Below are 21104 nucleotides of genomic sequence, written 5' to 3'. Positions count from 1 at the left end.
TCAGTTGTATTTTTTAGATTCTTTTCGGTCTTTTTCTATATACTTATCTATCTGGCGCTTTTCCCATTCCTTATTGAAAAAAGGGTTAAAACCAAATACTTTACTGGCGTGAAATGCCAAACCTAAACCCCAAATAAGCCATGTAGCGAAGGTACTAAAGTGCCATATTGGTCCCATAAAATTTTCGCCATAATAAGGGGTGCCAATGATTTTGACCACCAAGAGCATGGTATTTATCAAGAAATACAGTGTGAGATGTATGTAGAAACCCTTTAGGGCTTCAACTTTCTTTTTGGCCTTTGCGCTCTTGTCTATTTTTCTTGTATCCATGCCCAATAATTTATGCTTCGTTTGTTTTTAAGTTATTCTCCAAACTTGCGCATATACTTTTCTATCTGACGTTCTTCCCAGGATTTTTCGAGGAAAAAATTACTTTTAAAAACAGTTATATACTCAATGCCTATGATTATCCAAAGCCCAAGTGTTGTTGCTAAAAAAATAGTAATCGGAACAAAAGAATATTGTGCTTCATTTGAATACAAGAAAGCAGAGAAACCAATCATAACTACTGATGCTACAAACCCCATCAATAGAAACCATTTAAAATTTGTAATTCGCTTCATCTTATCTTTTACTCTCAAGTACTGCTCTGTAGATATCTGCTCCATAATTACTGCGCTTATTGTTTATCCTTGTTCATATACTTTTCTATCTGGCGCTCCTCCCAAGACTTTCCTAAAAATGGATTTTTGACAAAAACGCTCAATGCATGGATACCAAGGCCAATTCCCCATACAATTGGTGTACCGTAGACATTCCAATCCAACCAATTTAGAAATTCTGGGTCTCCTAAAGCCCCTTTACTTAAAAGCATAAAGTGAAATTTTCCACGGGCTAACAACAATAGCGCATTTACAATGATATAAGCTGCTAGGTGCCCGTAAAAGCCTTTGATGTCATCTACTCTTTTACGAGCTCTTTCGTAGGATGTTGTTGGTTTTTTGTTTTTTGATGGCATGATAATGATATTGTAGTTTTCCTATTTTTCTTTATCTCAAGCGTTTTTCTTCATGTACTTTTGAATCTGACGCTCTTCCCAGTTTTTTCCAAGAAAAGGGTTCTTCCCAAATACGCGAATTCCGTGCATAACAAGAAATATTCCCCAAATGATGGGAGTTCCGAAAATATTCCAATCTATCCAGTTTAAATACTCAGAACTTTGAAATATCGTATTGTCTATGGACATAAATCTACCTCTCGTTGAAAGCACAATTAGAATTACTATCACGTACGCTGCGAGGTGTCCGTAAAATCCTTTGATGTCTTTCACCCTCTTTTGAGCTCTCTCAAAGGAAGACAATGCTTGTTTATTTTTTGATTTCATAATGATAGTTTGATTATTTATACTTTTCAGCCTGCTTTTTATCTTCGTCCATATATTTCTTCAGCTGTCTTTCCTCCCAACTCTTATTAAAAATGGGGTTGAATGAGAACACCTTCATTGCATGAAAAAACACTCCGATTCCCCAGAAAATCCATGTTGATATAGTTCCAAAATCCCAAATAGATTCAATAAAACCATCGCCATTGTACATGTGACTTACCACGATAACTGTGCTTATCATTATGTTTACGAGTACATATACCATAAAGTGTATGTAAAAGCCCTTTAGTTCTTCAACTCGCTTTTTAGCGCGTTCTTTCTTTTCAAAATTGTTATAGTCCATTAGTTCCATCTGTTTTGTTGTTCATCTTCCTCCATGAATTCTTTAATCTTGCGTTCTTCCCAACCTCTTCCGAAAAAGGGGTTCATTCCAAAAACCTTCACAGCTTTAAAAACCAGTCCGATTCCCCAGCCGAAAGCAACCCATAAGAACCACATGTAATTCCATCCGTTGGTATAATAATTTAAAGCAGCTAGGAAAGCTATAAATACGGCATAAGACAATAGTTTACCATAAAACTTTTTCATCTCTGCAATTCGCTCTTTGGCCCTTAGATACTTTCCGTCATTGATATTTCTTGTTTCTTTTATCTCTAAATATTCCATCTGATCTTTCTTTTTTAGGTTTGTCATTTTGCTTGTATCAAATTTCTATAAATTGAATCGTTTTACTAAAAATTACTTTCTGAATTGTTGTTTTTTACAGATGAATTGTGATTAGAAATTATTGTCATTCATCAGTTCATTCATCTTACGTTGTTCCCAATTTTTACCAAATATAGGGTGATAACCAAATGCCCCTAAACCATGTCCGGCTAAACCTAAGCCCCAGCCCAAAGCCGGAAAAACAGCCCAAGGAAAATTCGTCGTGTTATAATTGATAAATGCTAAGAAAGGAATAACAATGCAATACGCCAGTAGATTCATATAAAAACCCTTGATGGCTTCTATGCGCTCTTTCGCTCTTCTATACTTACTTTCGTTGTTTTCTAAATAGTTCATGATTTTCGTTTTTATATCCTGAACTGGTTTCAGGATTAATTCGAATCAAATTTCAGAAACAATCAGGGGTTTTAAAATAAGTAATTTCCGAACTGTAATTTCTTTAGGATGAATTGAAGCTTCGACTGCGCTCAGCTTACGATTTTCCTTTTGTCGACGACTGAGCGTAACCGAAGTCAGAAGTTTTCGTCATCCATAAATTCTCGCATCTTTCGTTCTTCCCATTTCTTTCCATACAGCGGATTATAACCAAAAGCCTCTAGGCCATGAGCTGTCAAACCAAAGCCCCATCCTAAAGCCGGAAATATCGCCCAAGGAAAGCTTGTTGTTCTAAAATTAATAAAAATTAAAATGGGAATAACTATGCAGTAAGAGGTTAAATTTCCGTAGAATCCCTTGATTTTCTCAACTTGCTCTTTGGCCTTTTCATATCTTTTATCTTCTATATAGATTTCTTGAGTTTCCACTTTCGAAACCTGTTTGGTGAGCATGGGCAGTTGAACACTAAAATCAGATGCCGTTTTTTCTATGCGAACTCTTCTATCAGTTAGTATCGCATAACGTTGCTGTATGTTTGTAAGGCCTACTCCACTGCTCTTTTTAACGACCTGTTTCTCTTGTAAATTATTGGAAACTTGCAACATTCCATCGCGCTCAAAAACCTTTATGTGAAGTGGTCGTTCTGAAGTTACTACATTATGCTTTACCGCATTTTCTAGAAGCAATTGCAATGACAAAGGAATAATCTTTGCCTCGGGATTCGAACTTTCATCGGGAATCTCAAATACAATACTATCCTCAAATCGCATTTTTAAAAGTCGTACATACGTTTTTGCAAACTTTAATTCTTCATCGACAGAAATCAAGTCTTTGTTCTTTTGTTCTAATACATAACGATACACTTTTGAAAGTGACGTTGTAAATTTTTGTGCCTGATAAGGGTCTTCTTCAATGAGACTAGTCAGTACATTCAAGCTATTGAATAAAAAGTGAGGATCTAGCTGGTTTTTTAAGGCATCGAATTTTGCAGACGCCGTACCGGCGATTATTTTTTGCTCCTTTACTCTGTTTTCTTGGCGGTACTTATAATACCAAATAGCATAAAAAATCAAGGAGATTACAATTGCAATACTGACGGGTTGTAAATAGATGCTTACACTTTCAGAGCTAATAAAGTCTTGATAAGAAACCCCATGAAACAAACTCAAAATAATAAATCTAGCAACTATAGCACCAACAAAAGACAAAACTATATTACCTGCAATTGCAATAGATATTCTATTTAAAGTATAAATATTTGAATTGTGTTTTTTAATAAGAAAAAGAATCCAGAACATATTCACCATGTAAATTATGATGAAGAATATGATGTTTCCGTAATACTCACTCCAGAGGTCATCAACGATTAATTGATATCTTGGTTCATCAGTGTAGTAGTAGTAAGGAAGGAATCCAAAGAACAAAAGAGAGCCCATGATTACAGCTCTCAGAAGTTCTCTTAAAAATTGATTTATACTCATTATTTTGTACAGTGTTTATGCGTCGTTTCGGCTCTATCAGCTCCCCAATTCGGATGAAAATCGGACTCCGGTTTAAAGTTAGCAAAAAGTTCTAGTGAACGCTCTACATCTTTACAATAAGGTGCCGTATCTTGACCGAAGTACTGTGCTGAACCCATATCCCATTCAGCTTTAGAAAACACAACCCTTGGGTTATCAGGAGCTAGTTGTGCCGCTTTAGCGTATAGGGCAACCACTTTACCCGAAAGCGTCATGCCATAGGTTGCTCCATCAAAGGCTATCCAAGCAGTATGTGTCATAGCTTGTTGCACCATTATCTCAGGATTATCAGGAGAAATAGCTTTTGCCAAATCAATGAACTCTTGTGCTTTTTCCAACTGCTGGGTTAATTTTTCTTTGTCTTTTTCTCCAAAGGAAACAATAGTATTAATTTGAGCTACATAATAGTACGGAAGCCAATTGTCCATTTCGGCATTCGAAATACGTTCAAACATATTCGAAGCTTCGGTCGTTTTTCCTTCACCCCATAATTGAAATGCTTTTTGCATTCCTTTAGTGTATTGGTCTTGTGCGAAGGAAATTGTTGTTACTAATAATACTAAGGCTGTAAATACTTTTTTCATGATTCTCTACCGAATTGATTATCCCACAAATTTTATCGAATTGAAGCTTGAAAAGAAAAAAGAAAGACTGAACTGTAGAATTTTGAGGATGGACTGTAAAACTCTCTCCTTAAAAACTTTCAGCCTCTAAACATCAAATCATTTTATTTCTTTACTTTTAGTCGGTTCCCTTCCATTTAAATATACTCTACAATCATTAACCAACTTACTATGAAAAAACAAGTACTACTAGTTTTGCTTCTAGGCCATTTCGTGTTTGTGCAAAGTCAAACAAAATCTAATTTAGAATTGGTCGACATTTTCAATATGGAATTCATTTCCGACCCTCAAATTTCACCTGATGGCAGTCAGATTTTATACGTACGGAATTTCAAGGATGTCATGACGGATAAAAACCTATCCAACATTTGGATAGTTAATTCTGATGGTTCAAGAAACAGGCCAATAACAACTGGGAACCAAAACGACATCTACCCAAGATGGTCGCATGACGGTCAAAAAATAGTTTTTAAATCAAACCGTCAAGATGAGCGCATGAAGCTTTTTCTCATGTGGATGGACACCAAAGAAATTGCTCCTTTGACAAATACGCCAAAAGCTCCATCGCAGGTCACTTGGTCTCCTGACGACCGCTATTTGGCCTTTAACATGTTTGTGCCCAAAGCGGATGAATCCATTATTAAAATGCCTCCAAAACCTGAGGGTGCCAAATGGAATAAACCTCCAACATATATCGATAAATTGAATTACAGAGGTGACGGTCAAGGTTATATCAAGGGAGGTACAATGCAACTCTTCACTCTGTCGATAGACGGAGGCACACCGAAACAATTGACCTCCACCGATTTCGACCATGGGGCTCCGGTATGGTCCAAAAATGGAAAGAAACTCTATTTTTCCGCAAATTTTAATGCGGATGAGGCTTTCGAACCTATGAACAGTGAAATCTATGAACTCGATTTGGCAAGCGCCAAGGTCACCGCTTTGACCAATCGCTATGGCCCAGATGATTCCCCTAAGGTTTCTCCAGATGGTACTAAAATCGCCTACACCGGACTAGATGATGAACTGCAAGGGTATCAATTAAACGAGTTATATGTATTAGATTTGGCAGGAGGAACACCAAAATTGTTATCGGGTAATTTTGACCGGAGTGTTTCAAATGCGCAATGGGCCAATGACGGAAAAGGACTTTATTTTCAATACGACGATAAAGGAGAAACCAAGATTGCTCATATGTCTATGTCAAGTCAAGTTACGGATAAGGTTAAAAGTGTTGGCGGACTCTCTTTAGGAAGACCTTACAATGCTGGGGCATACACCGTATCGAATACAAATAAAATTGCCTATACCTTAGGAACTACGCAACATCCTTCAGATTTAGGAGTAAGTGACAAGCGCGGAAGTAAAAGACTCACCTTTGTTAACGATGACCTGTTCTCATTTAAGAGCTTAGGAAATGTAGAAGAACTCTGGTGGAAATCATCTTATGACCAGAAAGATATACAAGGTTGGGTGGTTACACCTCCGAATTTTGACCCTTCTAAAAAATATCCTTTTATACTTGAAATACATGGTGGACCTTTCTCCAGTTACGGATCGGTGTATTCCGCTGAAATTCAAGCCTATGCTGCTGCAGGGTACGTAGTGCTATATTCAAATCCCCGTGGAAGCACTAGTTATGGCGAGGAATTTGGCAACCTTATTCATCATGATTATCCAAACCACGATTATGAAGATTTAATGTCTGGTGTTGATGCGGTTATTGCCAAAGGATACGTCGATAGCGAAAAACTATTTGTCACAGGTGGTAGTGGTGGCGGTGTTCTTACTGCATGGATTGTAGGCAAAACAGACCGTTTCAAAGCCGCAGTAGTGGCAAAACCCGTAATCAACTGGACGAGTTTTGTGCTCTATGCCGACGGCGCCGCCTTCTTCTCCAAATATTGGTTTGGCAAAAAACCATGGGAAGATCCAGAAAACTATTTCAAGCGCTCTCCCCTATCCTATGTTGCCAATATTACCACGCCAACTATGCTTTTGACGGGAGAAGAAGATTACCGAACTCCGATAGCCGAATCTGAACAATTTTACACCGCTTTGAAATTAGAAGGTGTTGAAACGGCTATGGTTCGTATTCCAGGAGCGTCCCATGGTATTGCGAATAGACCTAGTAATCTCATTGCAAAAATAGCAGGTATTTTGGCTTGGTTTGAGAAATATAAAGATTAATCTACGATTAAACTTATAAAAAAAATCCACCATCCACGCGATTAATCCCCTCTTGGGAGGGGATTAAGAAGTGGTAGCAAAGTGAAACTAACTAAAACCAACCCTCATGAAAAAAATACTCAAACTAATCGGTATTATTGTTCTATTATTCATAGCAGTATTGCTCTTTAATACCTTTAGAACGAGCTCCAAACAAGTAGCTTCAAAACCTTTAGAAAAGGTAGGCTTGGCAAAAGACATCTACCAAAACCTTGCAAAAGGTATACAGCACAAAACCATTTCTTTTAGTGAAGAAGCCATTCCAGATTCGACGGCTTTCTTCGGGTTTCATAGGTTTTTAGAAGAGACCTTTCCTTTGGTACATGAAAACCTCGGACTTGAAAAAATAAGTACCTATAGCTTGTTATATACTTGGAAAGGGTCGGATACTACAAAAAAGCCGATTATTTTAATGTCGCACATGGATGTTGTTCCAGTAGACGAACCCACCTTAGGCGATTGGGAAGCTGGACCTTTTGAAGGTAAAATAACAGATAAAGAGATTATAGGTCGCGGAACCCTTGATGATAAAGGCACGCTAATAGGTTTATTGGAAGCTGTTGAGCAATTGCTTGAGGAGTCTTTTCAACCTGAGCGTACCATTTATTTGGCATTTGGTCATGATGAGGAAATTGGTGGCTCGAACGGTGCTGCAAAGATAGCAGCGCATCTAAAAGCGCAAGGCATACAAGCTTTAATGACACTTGACGAGGGTGGCTTTTTAGCAGAGGGTTTGGTTCCTGGGGTTGAAGATGACGTCGCAATAGTTAACCTCGCTGAAAAGGGCTTTGCTTCATTCAAACTCATTGTAGAAACGAATGGTGGGCATAGTTCGGCACCTCCAAAAGAAAACACCATTGGAATGTTGGCACAAGCCATTGTGGACCTTGAAAATAACCAACGGCCTTATAAAATGGTAAAACCCATTGACTATCAACTAGAATATATGGCCGCAGAATTACCTTTTGTGCAAAAAATGGCCTTGTCAAATCCGTGGTTGTTTAAAAAACCGATTCTAGAAAAATTGAATGCACATACTACGACTGCGCCAACCATTATTGGAGGTGGCATTAAAAACAATGTCATACCAACGGTAGCAGAAGCTACCATCAACTTTAGAATACTCCCCGGTGAAACGATTGACATCGTTGAAGAACATATTAAAAATACGGTTTCAGATAAAATTAAAGTCGAGCGTGTTGGCTTTTTGACCAACCCCTCACCCGTTTCGAGTATAGAATCCGAAGGCTACCAAACTTTACAACAAACCATTCGTGATGTATTTCCGTCAAGTGTTGTAATTCCGGGACTAGTTGGTGGTGGTACCGATGCACGTTATTTCTACGAGGTCTCTGATGATGTATATCGATTCTACCCTATCCGATTAGGCCCAGAAAGCATGACACGTTTTCATGGTATTGACGAAAAAATAAGCAAAGACAATTACAAAGAAATCGTCTTGTTTAGTTACCATCTTATTAAAAGGTTTGGTGCACAAAAATAAAACAGTTAAAACCCACCCCTAGCCCCTCCGAGGAGGGGAAAAGTTTTTCTTCTTATTCTACAATTTCACCTAGCTTTGTCACATGGTCAGAAACATCCAATTACGGGTTAGTTTAAAAGAAGAAGGTACTTTAGGACTGAAGGCAAAAACTGCTAAATACCTGGGTGTTTCAGAGGAAGATATTCAAATTAAAGTCCAGCGTAAATCTATCGATGCACGTAAACCCAGTATCTACTTCAATTATAAACTGGAAGTCTACATCAACGAACCCATGCCTTCCACGAAGGAGTATACCTTCGATTACAAAGACGTTTCCAAAGCGAAACCCATTCACATTATCGGTTTTGGCCCTGCGGGGATGTGGGCGGCCCTACGCTGTTTAGAATTAGGATACAAACCCATAGTTCTCGAACGCGGAAAAAACGTGCAAGAAAGACGTCGTGATTTAAAAGCCATCAACCAAGACCATACGGTTAATGAAGATTCCAATTACTGTTTCGGGGAAGGTGGTGCGGGCACCTATTCCGATGGAAAATTGTACACCCGGAGTTTAAAACGTGGTGATGTCCGTCGTGTTTTTGAGAGCTTAGTACATCATGGGGCGACAGAAGAAATCCTCGTGGATGCACATCCGCATATCGGCACGAACAAGCTTCCAAAAATCGTACAAAACATACGTGAAACGATTATTAAGTTTGGCGGAGAAGTCCATTTCAATACTAAAGTAACAGATTTTATAATTAAGTCTAATCAATTGAAATCCATTATTTTAGATGATTCAAAAGAAATGGAGGTTAAACGTGTAATTCTCGCTACGGGACATTCCGCTCGTGATATCTTTTATCTCTTACATGAAAAGAAAATAGCACTCAAAGCGAAGTCATTTGCGATGGGTGTTCGGGTAGAACATCCGCAGCAAATTATAGATTCCATTCAATACCATTGCAAGGGAGAACGTAACGAATTACTTCCGGCTGCAGCTTATAGTTTGGTGCATCAGTCCAAAGGTCGAGGCGTGTACTCTTTTTGTATGTGTCCCGGTGGATTTATCGTTCCCGCAGCAACATCGCCTGGAGAAGTAGTTGTCAATGGCATGTCTCCCTCCAAAAGAAATAATTTATATGCGAATTCAGGAATAGTAGTTGAAATCAATGTTGATGAAGATTTATACAAATATGAAAAGTTTGGTGAATTACGAGGACTGGAATACCAGAAGAATCTAGAGCGTTTGGCTTTTACTTCGGGTGGAAGAACACAAACTGCACCTGCACAGCGCCTAACCGATTTTGTAGAAGGAAAATTATCCGAAGACCTCAACCCTACCTCCTACCAACCGGGATTGAATTCGGCACCCATGCATTCTTTGCTTCCCAAACTCATCGGTAGTCGTTTGCGAGCAGGTTTCGCCGAATTCGGTAAGAAGATGAAAGGCTATTATACGGCGCAGGCAAATATTGTTGGTGTGGAGTCTCGAACCTCATCCCCCGTAAACATCCCTAGAAATGAACAATTGGAACATCCTGAAATTAAAGGCTTATTTCCCTGCGGAGAAGGTGGAGGTTATGCCGGTGGAATTGTTTCTGCTGCTATGGACGGGGAGCGTTGCGCGGAAGCAGCAATTGCCGATTATTAATTTACCCGCTTTCAGGGATGTTCCTAAGAAGGATACATTTTAACTTTGTATAAAATTGCTATAAAAATGTTTAGAAATACTATTTTATTGATTTTCATGATTTTTACGTTTAGTGGCAAGGCACAGTTGGCTAAAGATCAAACTGTTGATGAAACTTTAAAAACTGTCATTCGTGATATTCTTCAACTTTCGGCAGATGCTAATGTTTCAGAAATCAATAAGAAATATATTCACCCTGAATTTGGGGTTTATGATGTGTTTCGAATCGGAGTGCCAGATACCTTCGAACAACATTTTTCAATAAGTTTTTCCTTTCCGGCAGGTCAGAATTCTTCGAGATATCCGAATCTAATGGAAATTACTGAAATCGCTATTCCTAAAGAAGTTGTAAAGTACAATGCAATATTTGATTGCAATGAAATGGTTTGGGACCGCGCAGGTTTGTTCGTTACCGATTCAATTTCCTATCCCAGAATATCAAAAATTTTGAAACAACCTGTTTTTGAAACTAGTAAATTTTCCAAATCATTTTATAAACAAGTAAAACATATAGAAGAAAAAAGTCATCGTGTAGTTTTTACGAAACTTGACATTGTCTTTTACCTGACCAAAATAGATGGAAAATGGTATCTAACGCTTTTCGATAGGGTTACTACGGATTGTAGCGCGTAGTGTAATTTTAGTTGTTCTTGGCTCTATAGGTTATTCTACGGTTTGTAATTACGCGACAATCGCTAATATTCAACGAAGTCGTAGCGGTTATATTAAGTACGGGGTCACCTGCCGTACCTCCATATTCCACTACATAACCTTGAGCCGCATAAGCGCCTCCTCCTCCTCCGTTTGGTAAATCGTTCCAAGAGCCAACTGGTGCCCCTCCTCTAATAACAGAAGCATCGGCGATATGCGCGTAATTTTCTTCACCTGGCACTGCGTTATTCGGATAATCATTGGGTTCACCTCCATTCCAATTTGCAAAGGTCAGTTCAGTTCCTCCAGCTGCTCCATTCCAAAACTGGGTGCCTGCTTCCGGCCCCGTTACCCAGCGCCATTCTCCTTCAACGTTCACATCATTTGCGCCTATCCATCCAAATCCGCTTGCCTGTTGACCTGAAAAATCCGCCTCGGCTTGTGAGGTAAGCGTAGCTAGATAGCCTTGTAATCCGAAATAAGTACGATTGCTCGCCGCAATCTCTGCATCTGTCCAAGATATACCAGGAGCAGAAATAAATTCATAATAATGACTGCTTGAAGGCAAGAAATTAGCTTCTCCTACTGTTATCGAAAACTGTCTTATACCAGAGGGATTGCCAGAACTTGAAGAAAACTCGGTAGCAAGCACCGCAGCTTCAAACTCTGCATAAGTAGCTGGTCCTTGTAAAGTCAGCTCACCCTGAACCGCATCCCAAGAAGTTGTAATACTCGGGTGACTTCCTGTTAAGGAGAGTAAGTCCTCTCCATTCACATAACCTCCAGAAATTTGAATAAATACAGCGGTAGTTCCCACATCATCAGGGTCGGTAATCGTAATGCTTTCTGCAATTGGAATAGAACCACCAGGACAATAGAGGTCATCTCCTGAACCAATAACTATCGGAGGTAAATCGGGCTCCTGTGCCGTAAACAATAAATTATCAATCAAAACTCGTTCAGAATCCCCCCAATTGCCACTTCCCGTAGTAAATCGGATAGCTGAACCCGCACTAATCTCATTCGCTGCCAATTCGTAGGTGAGACTTCCATCGCCATTTAAAGTGGCGACTGTATTAAAAGTAGAACCATCATAAAGTTGAACTAGTATGGTTTCATTTCCATTTGTTCTATCGTGGTCTAAAGTCAAGGTTACATTTTCATAAGCCGATAAATCTAGATTTCTTGTAATGTACCTGTTATCGAGGTTTAAAAATTCTAAATCACCGCCGGATGTGATTTCTATTCTGCCGGTCGTAGGATTTGTAGTTTCATTTGTTTCCACCCAATTTCCCAAAAATAAGTTTGAACCGTCATTGTTGGAATAGCTGCGGACATCAAAATCATCGGCAAAGGTATCCTGTCCATGTGTTGCATGGAAGAAAAAAAATAAAAGTGTACAAATAATAATTTGTAGATTCCGCATAGGTTCTTGGGACAGCCAATCTTTAATTTGGTAATCAAATAGTACAGCAATTTAAACGTTAAAGATTTCACTTACACTTTTATGTTGTGTAGGCAGTGAGAAACAGTATAAAACTTCTAAATACCGTGGCAAAGAACTTTTCAAATATTACATGTAATCAAAAAATTCTTACTTAAGAACATTATCCACTGTTAAAACGTACCTTCGCGGCTTATAATTTTATATGACATTTAAAGAACTTGGGCTCGCAGAGCCTATTCTCAAGGCCCTTCAAGAAGAAGGCTATACCAATCCGACTCCGATTCAAGAACAGGCAATTCCGATTCTTTTGAAAAGAAAGGACCTTTTAGGAGTCGCACAAACTGGAACAGGAAAGACTGCTGCCTTCGGCATTCCTATCTTACATCATTTGTATGAAGGCATTAGCCTCAGAGATAACAAAAGAAAAGTAAAAGCGCTTGTAGTTACGCCAACACGTGAGCTCGCGATTCAAATCGGTGAAAGTTTTACTGCCTACGGAAAATATACAGGTTTAAGAAATACGGTAATCTTCGGAGGTGTCAAACAAGGGAAACAGGTAAACGCTTTAAAAGCGGGGGTGGACATTCTAATCGCCACACCAGGGCGATTACTCGATTTGATGAACCAAGGGTTCATTTCTTTTAGAGATTTAGATTTTGTAGTACTTGACGAGGCCGACCAGATGTTGGATATGGGCTTCATTCATGATATCAAAAAGATTATTGCAAAACTCCCACCAAGAAGACAATCACTTTTCTTTTCAGCTACTATGCCGAAAACTATAGTGGAATTGTCACGTAAAATGTTAGGTGATTTTGAACGCGTAACCATAAAACCTGAACAGGCTACTGCGGAACGCGTTGAACAAGGTGTGTACTTTGTAAGCAAAGCAAACAAACCAAAACTTTTGGTACACTTGCTCGAACAAAGACCGGACGATTCTGTATTGGTGTTTTCACGAACGAAGCATGGTGCCAATAAGATTGTAAAGAAATTAGCACAGGCAGATATTCGTTCTGCCGCCATTCATGGCAACAAATCGCAAGCTGCGCGTCAAAAAGCGCTAGGTGCATTTAAAGAAGGGAAATTAAAAGTATTAGTGGCCACAGATATCGCCGCACGTGGTATCGATGTAGACAGTTTGTCTTTGGTAGTAAATTATGACCTTCCGAATGTTTCCGAAACGTATGTCCACCGTATTGGTCGAACTGGTCGTGCCAATGCAAGCGGTATTGCACTTTCTTTCTGTATGGCAGAAGAACGTCCGTATTTAAAAGACATTGAAAAGCTCATCAAACAACAAGTCCCGCGCTTGGGTGAACATCCCTATATGGATGACGCTTCAGAGCAAGATACTGTAGTCAGAAAACCTTCTCAAAAACCCCGAAATAATAAGTCGAGAAACCAAAACAACGGAGGCGGTTCTGGCGGAAACAAAAACAGAAACCGGAATAGAAATCGCAATAGAAACCGAAATCGCAATCGTTCGAATAACGATTCTTCATCGAAAAAAGAATAAGGCCTAGTATATTGAGGTAATGCTTTTCGTGTTAAATCCTGATTTTTTAATATCTTGAAGGCCTAAACACACCAACCTTACCTTGTTCATGCGAAATATTACCATCCGCACGCGCTTAATGCTAATTCTGTTATTTGTAAGCTTACTAGCTTGCTTAGTATTAAGTTTTATTGCTTCGAATTACGGCAAAAAAGTAATCTCCAACGAGATTACCAATCAGCTTAAAGTTGAGCGAATCGCCAAAAAAACCCAAATCGAAACCTACTTACATGATGTCGGCAACTTCGTCGAGGTAATGGGTCAAAACCCTACTATCATACAAGCTACCTCTGAATTTAAGAGTGCTTTCTACGGCCTTGAAAATGAAGAGCTAAACACAGAGTGCACCAAGGCCTTGGCCGACCACTACAATTTGTATATGGACAAATTAGCGGAAAACTTAGATGTCAAAAAAGACATTTCGTTGTTCTACCCAAAAAGTGTGCAAGGCTGTTATCTGCAGTATGAATATATTGTTGAAAATCCCAATGAAATGGGAGCTAAAGATAAATTGGTTAACGCAGAAGACGGAAGCGAATATTCCAAAATTCATGAAAAATATCACAGTTTTTTTAATCAGATGATTAAGAAGTATGACTTCTACGACATATTTCTTGTGGACTTACAGACCGGCGATATTGTCTATACTGCGTACAAAGAAACAGACTTCGCAACGAATCTATATGCAGGACCTTATCGAAATAGTAACCTAGCGGAGCTTGCTAGAAATCTTCGCATGAATAATGACATTCAAACCGCAACTTGGATGGATTTTGCAGCATACCGACCTTCTTACGGAGCCCCTGCAGGATTCGTTGGAGTGCCTTTGACAAAAGAAGGAGAAACCATAGGAGCGCTTATCTTTCAACTACCCGTCAATGAAATCAACAAAATCATGACAGGCAATCAATCTTGGGAAGCAAACGGACTTCGACAATCCGGCGAAACCTATTTGGTGGGCGAAGACCTCTATATGCGTTCAATTTCTCGTTTTTATTTGCAAGACACTACAGGATATCGAAATGCATTATTAAAAATTGGGGAAAGCAATGAAGATGTGGATAAAATGTATCGCTTCGGCACAACCATATTACAACAAAAGATAAATACACAAGGCGTACAGGAAGCCTTCGAAGGTAAGACAGATACCAAAATAATTCAAGATTACCGCAATGTGAATGTTATAAGTTCATACGCACCCTTAGACCTAGAAGGGTTAAACTGGGCTGTTCTGGCAGAAATAGATGAAGCTGAGGCCTTTACACCTGTCGGTGATTTCAATAAGCGATTGCTGACAACAACAACCGTATTGGTATTATTGGTAACCTTACTAGCACTCATTTTATCAGGTCGCTTTGTAAAGCCCATTGAAAAGCTTACTGAAGCTTCAAGGAAAATCATAAAGGGAGACACTTCCCACCGCGTTGATATTAACTCCAAAGATGAATTTGGAGAATTGGGCAGCTCCTTTAACCAAATGATTGAAGAACTCGATACGCAAAAAACACAGCTTGCCGAACAATCTGAAGAAAATAGAAAGCTATTGCTCAATTTTATTCCCCAAGAGTTTGTAAAGCGTTTGAAAAATGGTGAAAGAGCCTTCGCAGATGAATATCAAAATGTCTCTTTGGTTGTAATAGATATTGTTGGTTTTAGCCAGTTGACTCAAAATGTTGGAGCGCACGAGTCAGTCCAGATGTTGAATGCCATTGTTGAGGCTTTAGATGATTCTGCTACAAACAATCATGTGGAACGCTTGCGAACTGTTGGAGATAGCTATTTTGCAGCATGCGGACTGTTTGAACCTCGCTTAGACCATGTGAAGCGCGTACTACAATTTGCCAAAGAAGCAAGACAGCTTATTGACCAAATCAATCTCAACAATCAAATCGAACTTGGCATTCAAGCAAGTATTCATACCGGAAGCGTTATTGCAGGAGTTGTTGGTACCGAACGTTTTAGCTTCGATGTTTGGGGAAATCTGGTCAGTGAACTCTTTCATATAAATGAGCTTGAACAAGAAAATGAGATTTTGGTGTCGAAGGAAATCGTAGAAAGAATTGATGACTCCTATTCTTTTGTTGATTCCGGATTTAAGGTAAAAAATGATAAGGTAGTTTACAAACTCATCGATAATACAAGTGTATGACAGATTTGTGGAATTCTTTTCTAGAACTAGGTAACCTCTGGTATTGGGCAGTAGGTCTTATCGTGATTTTTCCGATTATTATGTTGATACTTAATGAAGTTGGATATTTCGCAGGAAATCGAGACACAAGGCTTATCAAACCCATAAAAACGGTAAAGTCTTTTATAATTCCGCTAATTGCATTGGTCATCTTATTGGTTCAAGTGCTCGATTTTGATAGGGCTTCAGTAACCATCAAAGTGCTTCAAACCCTAATTTGGGTTTTAGTTATTAATGTAGGGCTTGACCTTATTACGAATTTATTCTTCAGTGGCAAGAAAGATGGCTCAGGAAAAGTACCACAACTATTCTTAGATATTTTTCGTGTTTTTCTTGTGCTTTTAGGAGGTGCCATCGTGCTTTCCTATGTTTGGGATGTAGAACTAGGCGGGCTGATAACTGCTTTAGGGCTAGGTTCTTTTGTACTCGGACTTGCGCTACAAGACACCTTAGGAAATCTTTTCTCCGGGATTTCTCTCGTCTATGAAAAACCCTTTGAAGTAGGCGACTATATAAAAGTAGAAGAGGAACGTGGAAGGGTAGTAGAAATGAACTGGCGCGCAGTACATATCTTGACTAGAGAAGAGGAATTGATAGTCATACCACATCAAAAGGTGGCGCAAAACGTCATCATGAATTTCAGTAAGCCCAACCGCACTTTCATTATACGTGCCGAAGTACGTTTTTCATATCAAGACCCTCCCAACCGAGTGAAAGAAGCCCTTATGGAAACCTGCTTGGGTACACCTGATATCTTACACGATCCGGCTCCTGAAATTAAAACCATAGACTATTCTCCCTCAGGAATTGTATATGAAATAGAATTTGCCATTGATGGTTTTCGGTATCATGAAGAGATTACCGATGACCTTATGAGCAGAGTTTGGTATACGGCACAACGTTATCAACTAACGATACCTTATCCACAACTCACCTTACATCAAGCAGATAATAAGCCTAGTGTTGCACAACAACATGATGAAATGCTGGCAGACACTATCAACGAGCTTCCTAATTATTTTCCTATTGAAAAAGAAAAGTCACAAGATTTGATGGACGGTAGTAAAATTTTATACTTCGGAAAAAATGAAACGATTCTCAATCAGGGTGACCCTACCGGAAGTCTGTATGTAATTCTGGAAGGCGAAGTGATATTATCTGCAAAAGGGGAAGCCGGAAAAGATGTAATTATAAACACCATTCATAAAGGTGATTTCTTTGGAGAAGTGGCACTGTTATCAAGTAGAACTAGCTCCATGACCGCACGAGCTAAATCTGACATCAAAGTGATGCTCATTATGCCTTCTGAAGTTATGGAGATGGTAAGTAAGAATCCGAAAATGGCTTTCCAAATGGATGAAGTGATGGATAACCGAAGAAGTTCCCTTGAGAAGCAACTAGAGGATAGTTAATTAGCACTCTAAATACATGTGACACTGATTTTTGGTATCTTCACAAGTAGTTAACCAACCTATTAGCGTATTTGACCCCTTGAAAAAGAACGTAATTCTCTCCTATTTTTCATTATATTATTCCCTTTTCTCGGAAAGTATTTCGCCTGTCAGACATAGAAATACAATACTCCTTTTCTTTGTTTTTGGATTTTCAGCACTATCATTCTCTCAAAATGACAGCATCTCCAAACCAAAATTAAAATTGGACTTAGGCGGGGCACTTCGCTATAACTACAACAACTCAACTTGGAAGCCTAACCAACAAAAAAGAGGCGGAGACTTCGGTTTTGAGGTTTTCCGGATTAATGTTGACGCCACTTACGGACCCATGGAGATTCACATCGACCAACGTTTTTACTCCGGGGCATTTGGGGGAGCTTTTCTAAAATATGGTTGGGTTCAATACAATCTCAACGAAAAAAACCATTTAAAATTAGGTTTGATTCCCGCCTACTTCGGTCCACAACAGTTCAATTCGCATAGTTGGTTTTTTCAACTTCCGTTTTATTTAGGTTTTGAAGATGACCATGATATGGGCATCAGCTATGATTATGAAGATGATAGGATCAAATTAGATATTGGTTTTTACAAAAACGCAGAGGCATTAACCTTAGGCGATAACAATCCCGTTTCTCCAAATCGGTATTCTTATGATTTTTCTGGGAGAAACAAAGAAGTGAACCAGTTCAACATCCGTTTTAATTATAAATTAGGAAAAGAGGCAAAACATCTTGTGGGCACTTCACTGCAATACGGAGGTATTTGGAATATTGACACCCAAGATACCGGAAATCATTCCGCATTAGGACTCCATTATCAATTGGATTACAAAAGATGGAATTTACAAACACAATTCATTACGTATAATAACAAACCGAAGAATGTCGTTGGCGAAAGTCGTGACTTTTTAGAGCAAGCCGCTTATAATTTTCCATATAATGTGGCAGCGAAGGCCAGCACCTATTCTGTGGGCTTGGCCTACACGATTCCAGTGAACAAAGGTCGATTTCAATCCATTCAATTATATAACGATTACACCTATATGGATAAATCAATTGCCACTTGGGAAGACACTCAAATGAACATTTTAGGTGCCTTAATATCCATAAAACCACTGTATATTTATGTAGATTATGCCAGCGGTCGAAACCAACCGTGGTTGACTCCCAATTCAACGGATGCTTTGACTACAGGAGATGGCACTGGTGAATGGCATCATCGGTTCAATGTTAATTTCGGTTTGTACTTCTAAAAATGGTGAAGAAAATTCTATATGCGATTGCAGTTATTCTATTCGTAGCCTTGGTCTACCATGCTTACGAACTCTATTCCTTTACGCAAGAGCGAAATCAAATTGTTCAGGAAAAAGGATTGACTACCATGACCACGTTAAAAGAACAAGTAGATGCTGTTCTTACAAGTATAGTAGATGAAGGAAAAAGACTGGCCGCCGATTTCGGGGCGAACGAATACACCAAGGAAGAAATAGAGAAGATTATTAAAGAATCCTCACTTAAAATCCCCGAGTTACAAGGTATTACTGCGTGTTACCAACCCTTTGGGTTTTCCGAAGAACAAAGATTGTACTGCCCCTATTACAACAAAGGGTCATCTGATTATATATTTGTTGGAGAAAGCTATGATTATACAGATGCAAATGCTGAAGGTACGTCTTGGTATACTGGGGTTCGCGATAATGGAGCGAAATGGGTAGAGCCCTACTACGCAAACGCCGCCAAAGATTGGTATATCGATTATGGAATTCCTTTTCACTACACATCTGGCCCTAAAAAAGGACAAGTTCGCGGAACCATTACCATGAGTTTTGTCACGAGCGGATTTAAGAGTCTAATACTTTCCTTGAGTTTGGGAAAAACAGGTTACGGTCTTATTACTTCCCAAGAGGGTACGTATTTATCACATCCTGTAAATGACTATATCGGAACTACTAATCTCAAAAGCATTAGTGACGCGGAGGAGAATACCATTTTAAAGTCAGCCTATGAAGGACTCCTAAAGGGAGAATCAGGAAATGTGGAGTTTACCGCAGACGATAACAATGATACAGAACTGTTCTTTTATGATAAAATCCCTTCTAACGGTTGGGGAATTGGTCTCGCATTCTCAAAAAACGAACTATTGGGAAGCAAAGCTGCATTGAATCATCGTTACATTAAACTAGCTTTATTCTTCTCTGCTTTTCTTTTGATGATTATAGCCATCTATTTCAATAAAGACCACCTTGATAGACAAGAAATATGGCAGTTAAGTGCTTTGGCGACCTTTCTTTTAATTTTCAATATTCTTTTGGTTGGCTATTTAGAACATACTGGAAGCCGCAGAATAAATGCTGAAGAAAGTCCACCAATTGCTGATGTATCTAGTCTGGGAAGCTTTATAAATCAACAAGAAACGCGTCGCGAAGAATTAAAACTTCCCAAAAGCACGGCTATTCCAACAGGAATTTTTGTACAACGTATGGCTTTCGAGAATAGTTATAACCTGAATATTGGTGGTACGGTTTGGCAAAAATACCCGGTAGAACTCGTTGAAAAAGTAGAAGAAGGATTCCGTTTTCCGCAAACTTCCCCTTTTGCTGAAGCTTCGTTCGTAGAAGAAATCTACCGCAAAAAAGTAAAAGGCATTGCCGGTAGTCCTGATTATCTCTTGATTGGTTGGGATTTTAGGGTGACCTTGCAACAATATCTGAATTACGAAAATTTCCCTTTTGACAAGCGGCATATCAGTATGGATATTGTTCCTATCAGCAATGAAGACCACCTCATCTTTACCCCTGATTTGGAAAGCTACGAGTTCACCAACCCAACCAAAAAACCAGGTTTGAATCAAAATGTAAAGGTTTCGGGTAATAATATCATGAAGAGTTATTTCAACTACTCCGTTGAATCTTATGATACCGATTTTGGCTTTGGTTCAAAGACCTTGTTTGAAGAGGTACCTGTTTTACATTACAATGTTGACCTGAGGCGTATTCTACTGAACACTTTTGTTACCTATTTGATTCCCATTTTTGTGGTCTTGATTATGATGTACATTCTGCTTATCGCATGCTCAAAGACAGAAGAACGCCAAGGCATTATTGAGGGTATGGCGGCATTTTTCTTTGTTTTGATTTTCTCTCATATCGATTTGAGAAAAGAAATCATTACGGCCGATTTGATTTATATGGAGTACTTCTATTTCGTAACCTACCTAATGATTATTCTAACAACTTGGAACCTCATTACTTATGCCAAAAGTAAAGCTGCTATTTTCGATTTTAATGAAAATCAAATTTTCAAAGCGGTCTATTTTCCTTTCTTCTTCTTATGCCTTTTGGTGATTACCTTGGCAAAGTTTTACTAAGAAGCAGTATTTGTATCCCTATAAAAAGTTAGTCCGTTTTTAAAAGGGTCATAAAAGGCGAACTCCCGTGTTCCCCAGGCAGTTTCGCGTAAAAGTGTATGCGCGTGAAACACATCCTTTTCTGAATACTCTTCATACAATGCTTCAATGTTTTGAGTTACAATCCGAAGCATGGGTCTATCAACTTCAAGCTCCCATTCTTTGGCGTCATGCCATTGTAGGTGAATTTCGACTCCATCTCGTAAAACTCCCGCATAAGTTGGATTTTTGGAATCATCGGCAAAGCCAATTCTGAATCCTAATCGGTTGACATAAAAATCAAGAGCCTCCACGACATCTTTTACAGGTAGTACTGGATGGATTTGGTGTAGATATCCTTTTTCTGACATAGCCTAAATTTAGTT

At 38.9% G+C, this 21104-nt stretch carries 20 protein-coding genes; 9 read left to right on the top strand and 11 right to left on the bottom strand.

Going from position 1 to position 21104, the window contains the following annotated elements; genetic code table 11:
* The 9 genes from ACKWCD_RS01000 to ACKWCD_RS00960 all read right to left on the bottom strand — a co-directional run bounded on the left by ACKWCD_RS01000 (position 1) and on the right by ACKWCD_RS00960 (position 4589).
* Positions 1–330, bottom strand: a complete 330-nt coding sequence (locus ACKWCD_RS01000; protein WP_413982055.1) for a 2TM domain-containing protein — start codon at positions 328–330, stop codon at positions 1–3.
* 32 nt (positions 331–362) lie between these two features.
* Entirely contained in the window at positions 363–668 is a 306-nt protein-coding gene (locus ACKWCD_RS00995) for a 2TM domain-containing protein (RefSeq protein WP_413982054.1), read from the bottom strand.
* Between the two features lie 11 nt (positions 669–679).
* On the bottom strand, positions 680–1018 hold the full coding sequence (locus ACKWCD_RS00990; RefSeq protein WP_413982053.1) for a 2TM domain-containing protein: 339 nt from the start codon (positions 1016–1018) through the stop codon (positions 680–682).
* A 36-nt stretch (positions 1019–1054) separates the two neighbouring features.
* Positions 1055–1384 carry a 2TM domain-containing protein gene (locus tag ACKWCD_RS00985; protein WP_413982052.1) on the bottom strand — a complete coding sequence of 110 codons (330 nt, stop codon included), beginning with the start codon at positions 1382–1384 and terminating at the stop codon, positions 1055–1057.
* Positions 1385–1397: 13 nt separating this feature from the next.
* Entirely contained in the window at positions 1398–1727 is a 330-nt protein-coding gene (locus ACKWCD_RS00980; RefSeq protein WP_413982051.1) for a 2TM domain-containing protein, read from the bottom strand.
* On the bottom strand, positions 1727–2077 hold the full coding sequence (locus tag ACKWCD_RS00975; RefSeq protein ID WP_413982050.1) for a 2TM domain-containing protein: 351 nt from the start codon (positions 2075–2077) through the stop codon (positions 1727–1729). The genes ACKWCD_RS00980 and ACKWCD_RS00975 overlap by 1 nt, the downstream gene beginning before the upstream one ends.
* A gap of 84 nt (positions 2078–2161) precedes the next feature.
* A complete protein-coding gene (locus ACKWCD_RS00970; RefSeq protein ID WP_413982049.1) occupies positions 2162–2446 on the bottom strand; it encodes a 2TM domain-containing protein in 285 nt (94 codons plus the stop codon).
* Between the two features lie 176 nt (positions 2447–2622).
* A complete protein-coding gene (locus ACKWCD_RS00965) occupies positions 2623–3960 on the bottom strand; it encodes a 2TM domain-containing protein (protein WP_413982999.1) in 1338 nt (445 codons plus the stop codon).
* Positions 3961–3965: 5 nt separating this feature from the next.
* On the bottom strand, positions 3966–4589 hold the full coding sequence (locus ACKWCD_RS00960; protein ID WP_413982048.1) for a tetratricopeptide repeat protein: 624 nt from the start codon (positions 4587–4589) through the stop codon (positions 3966–3968).
* Between the two features lie 210 nt (positions 4590–4799).
* Here ACKWCD_RS00960 and ACKWCD_RS00955 point away from each other — a divergent pair, with 210 nt between their 5' ends.
* The 4 genes from ACKWCD_RS00955 to ACKWCD_RS00940 all read left to right on the top strand — a co-directional run bounded on the left by ACKWCD_RS00955 (position 4800) and on the right by ACKWCD_RS00940 (position 10669).
* Entirely contained in the window at positions 4800–6821 is a 2022-nt protein-coding gene (locus ACKWCD_RS00955) for a S9 family peptidase (protein WP_413982047.1), read from the top strand.
* A 106-nt stretch (positions 6822–6927) separates the two neighbouring features.
* Positions 6928–8364, top strand: coding sequence for a M20 family peptidase (locus ACKWCD_RS00950; protein ID WP_413982046.1), 1437 nt, complete (start codon positions 6928–6930; stop codon positions 8362–8364).
* 82 nt (positions 8365–8446) lie between these two features.
* The gene (locus ACKWCD_RS00945) at positions 8447–9997 is read left to right on the top strand and encodes an NAD(P)/FAD-dependent oxidoreductase (RefSeq protein ID WP_413982045.1); all 1551 of its coding nucleotides are present in this window, start codon (positions 8447–8449) and stop codon (positions 9995–9997) included.
* A gap of 66 nt (positions 9998–10063) precedes the next feature.
* Positions 10064–10669 carry a hypothetical protein gene (locus tag ACKWCD_RS00940; protein WP_413982044.1) on the top strand — a complete coding sequence of 202 codons (606 nt, stop codon included), beginning with the start codon at positions 10064–10066 and terminating at the stop codon, positions 10667–10669.
* A gap of 7 nt (positions 10670–10676) precedes the next feature.
* On the opposite strand, the gene ACKWCD_RS00935 is transcribed toward ACKWCD_RS00940, so the two are convergent.
* Positions 10677–12113 carry a C-type lectin domain-containing protein gene (locus ACKWCD_RS00935; RefSeq protein WP_413982043.1) on the bottom strand — a complete coding sequence of 479 codons (1437 nt, stop codon included), beginning with the start codon at positions 12111–12113 and terminating at the stop codon, positions 10677–10679.
* Between the two features lie 223 nt (positions 12114–12336).
* Between ACKWCD_RS00935 and ACKWCD_RS00930 the strand changes: the two genes are divergently transcribed.
* The 5 genes from ACKWCD_RS00930 to ACKWCD_RS00910 all read left to right on the top strand — a co-directional run bounded on the left by ACKWCD_RS00930 (position 12337) and on the right by ACKWCD_RS00910 (position 20700).
* Positions 12337–13653 (top strand): DEAD/DEAH box helicase, encoded by a 1317-nt coding sequence (locus ACKWCD_RS00930; protein WP_413982042.1) that lies wholly within the window; start codon positions 12337–12339, stop codon positions 13651–13653.
* An 88-nt stretch (positions 13654–13741) separates the two neighbouring features.
* Positions 13742–15841, top strand: coding sequence for an adenylate/guanylate cyclase domain-containing protein (locus ACKWCD_RS00925; protein WP_413982041.1), 2100 nt, complete (start codon positions 13742–13744; stop codon positions 15839–15841).
* Complete coding sequence (locus tag ACKWCD_RS00920) at positions 15838–17292, top strand: mechanosensitive ion channel domain-containing protein (RefSeq protein WP_413982040.1); 1455 nt, start codon at positions 15838–15840, stop codon at positions 17290–17292. Before ACKWCD_RS00925 ends, ACKWCD_RS00920 begins: the two co-directional genes overlap by 4 nt.
* Positions 17293–17371: 79 nt before the next feature.
* Entirely contained in the window at positions 17372–18586 is a 1215-nt protein-coding gene (locus ACKWCD_RS00915; protein WP_413982039.1) for a hypothetical protein, read from the top strand.
* 2 nt (positions 18587–18588) lie between these two features.
* A complete protein-coding gene (locus tag ACKWCD_RS00910; protein ID WP_413982038.1) occupies positions 18589–20700 on the top strand; it encodes a PDC sensor domain-containing protein in 2112 nt (703 codons plus the stop codon).
* On the opposite strand, the gene ACKWCD_RS00905 is transcribed toward ACKWCD_RS00910, so the two are convergent.
* Positions 20697–21089, bottom strand: a complete 393-nt coding sequence (locus ACKWCD_RS00905; protein WP_413982037.1) for a glyoxalase superfamily protein — start codon at positions 21087–21089, stop codon at positions 20697–20699. The two genes, ACKWCD_RS00910 and ACKWCD_RS00905, sit on opposite strands and share 4 nt — an antisense overlap.
* Positions 21090–21104 lie beyond the last annotated feature (15 nt).

This window comes from Maribacter taeanensis (assembly GCF_047345145.1).
Lineage (GTDB): Bacteria > Bacteroidota > Bacteroidia > Flavobacteriales > Flavobacteriaceae > Maribacter_C.
This window is presented reverse-complemented; position numbering and strand designations above follow the sequence as displayed.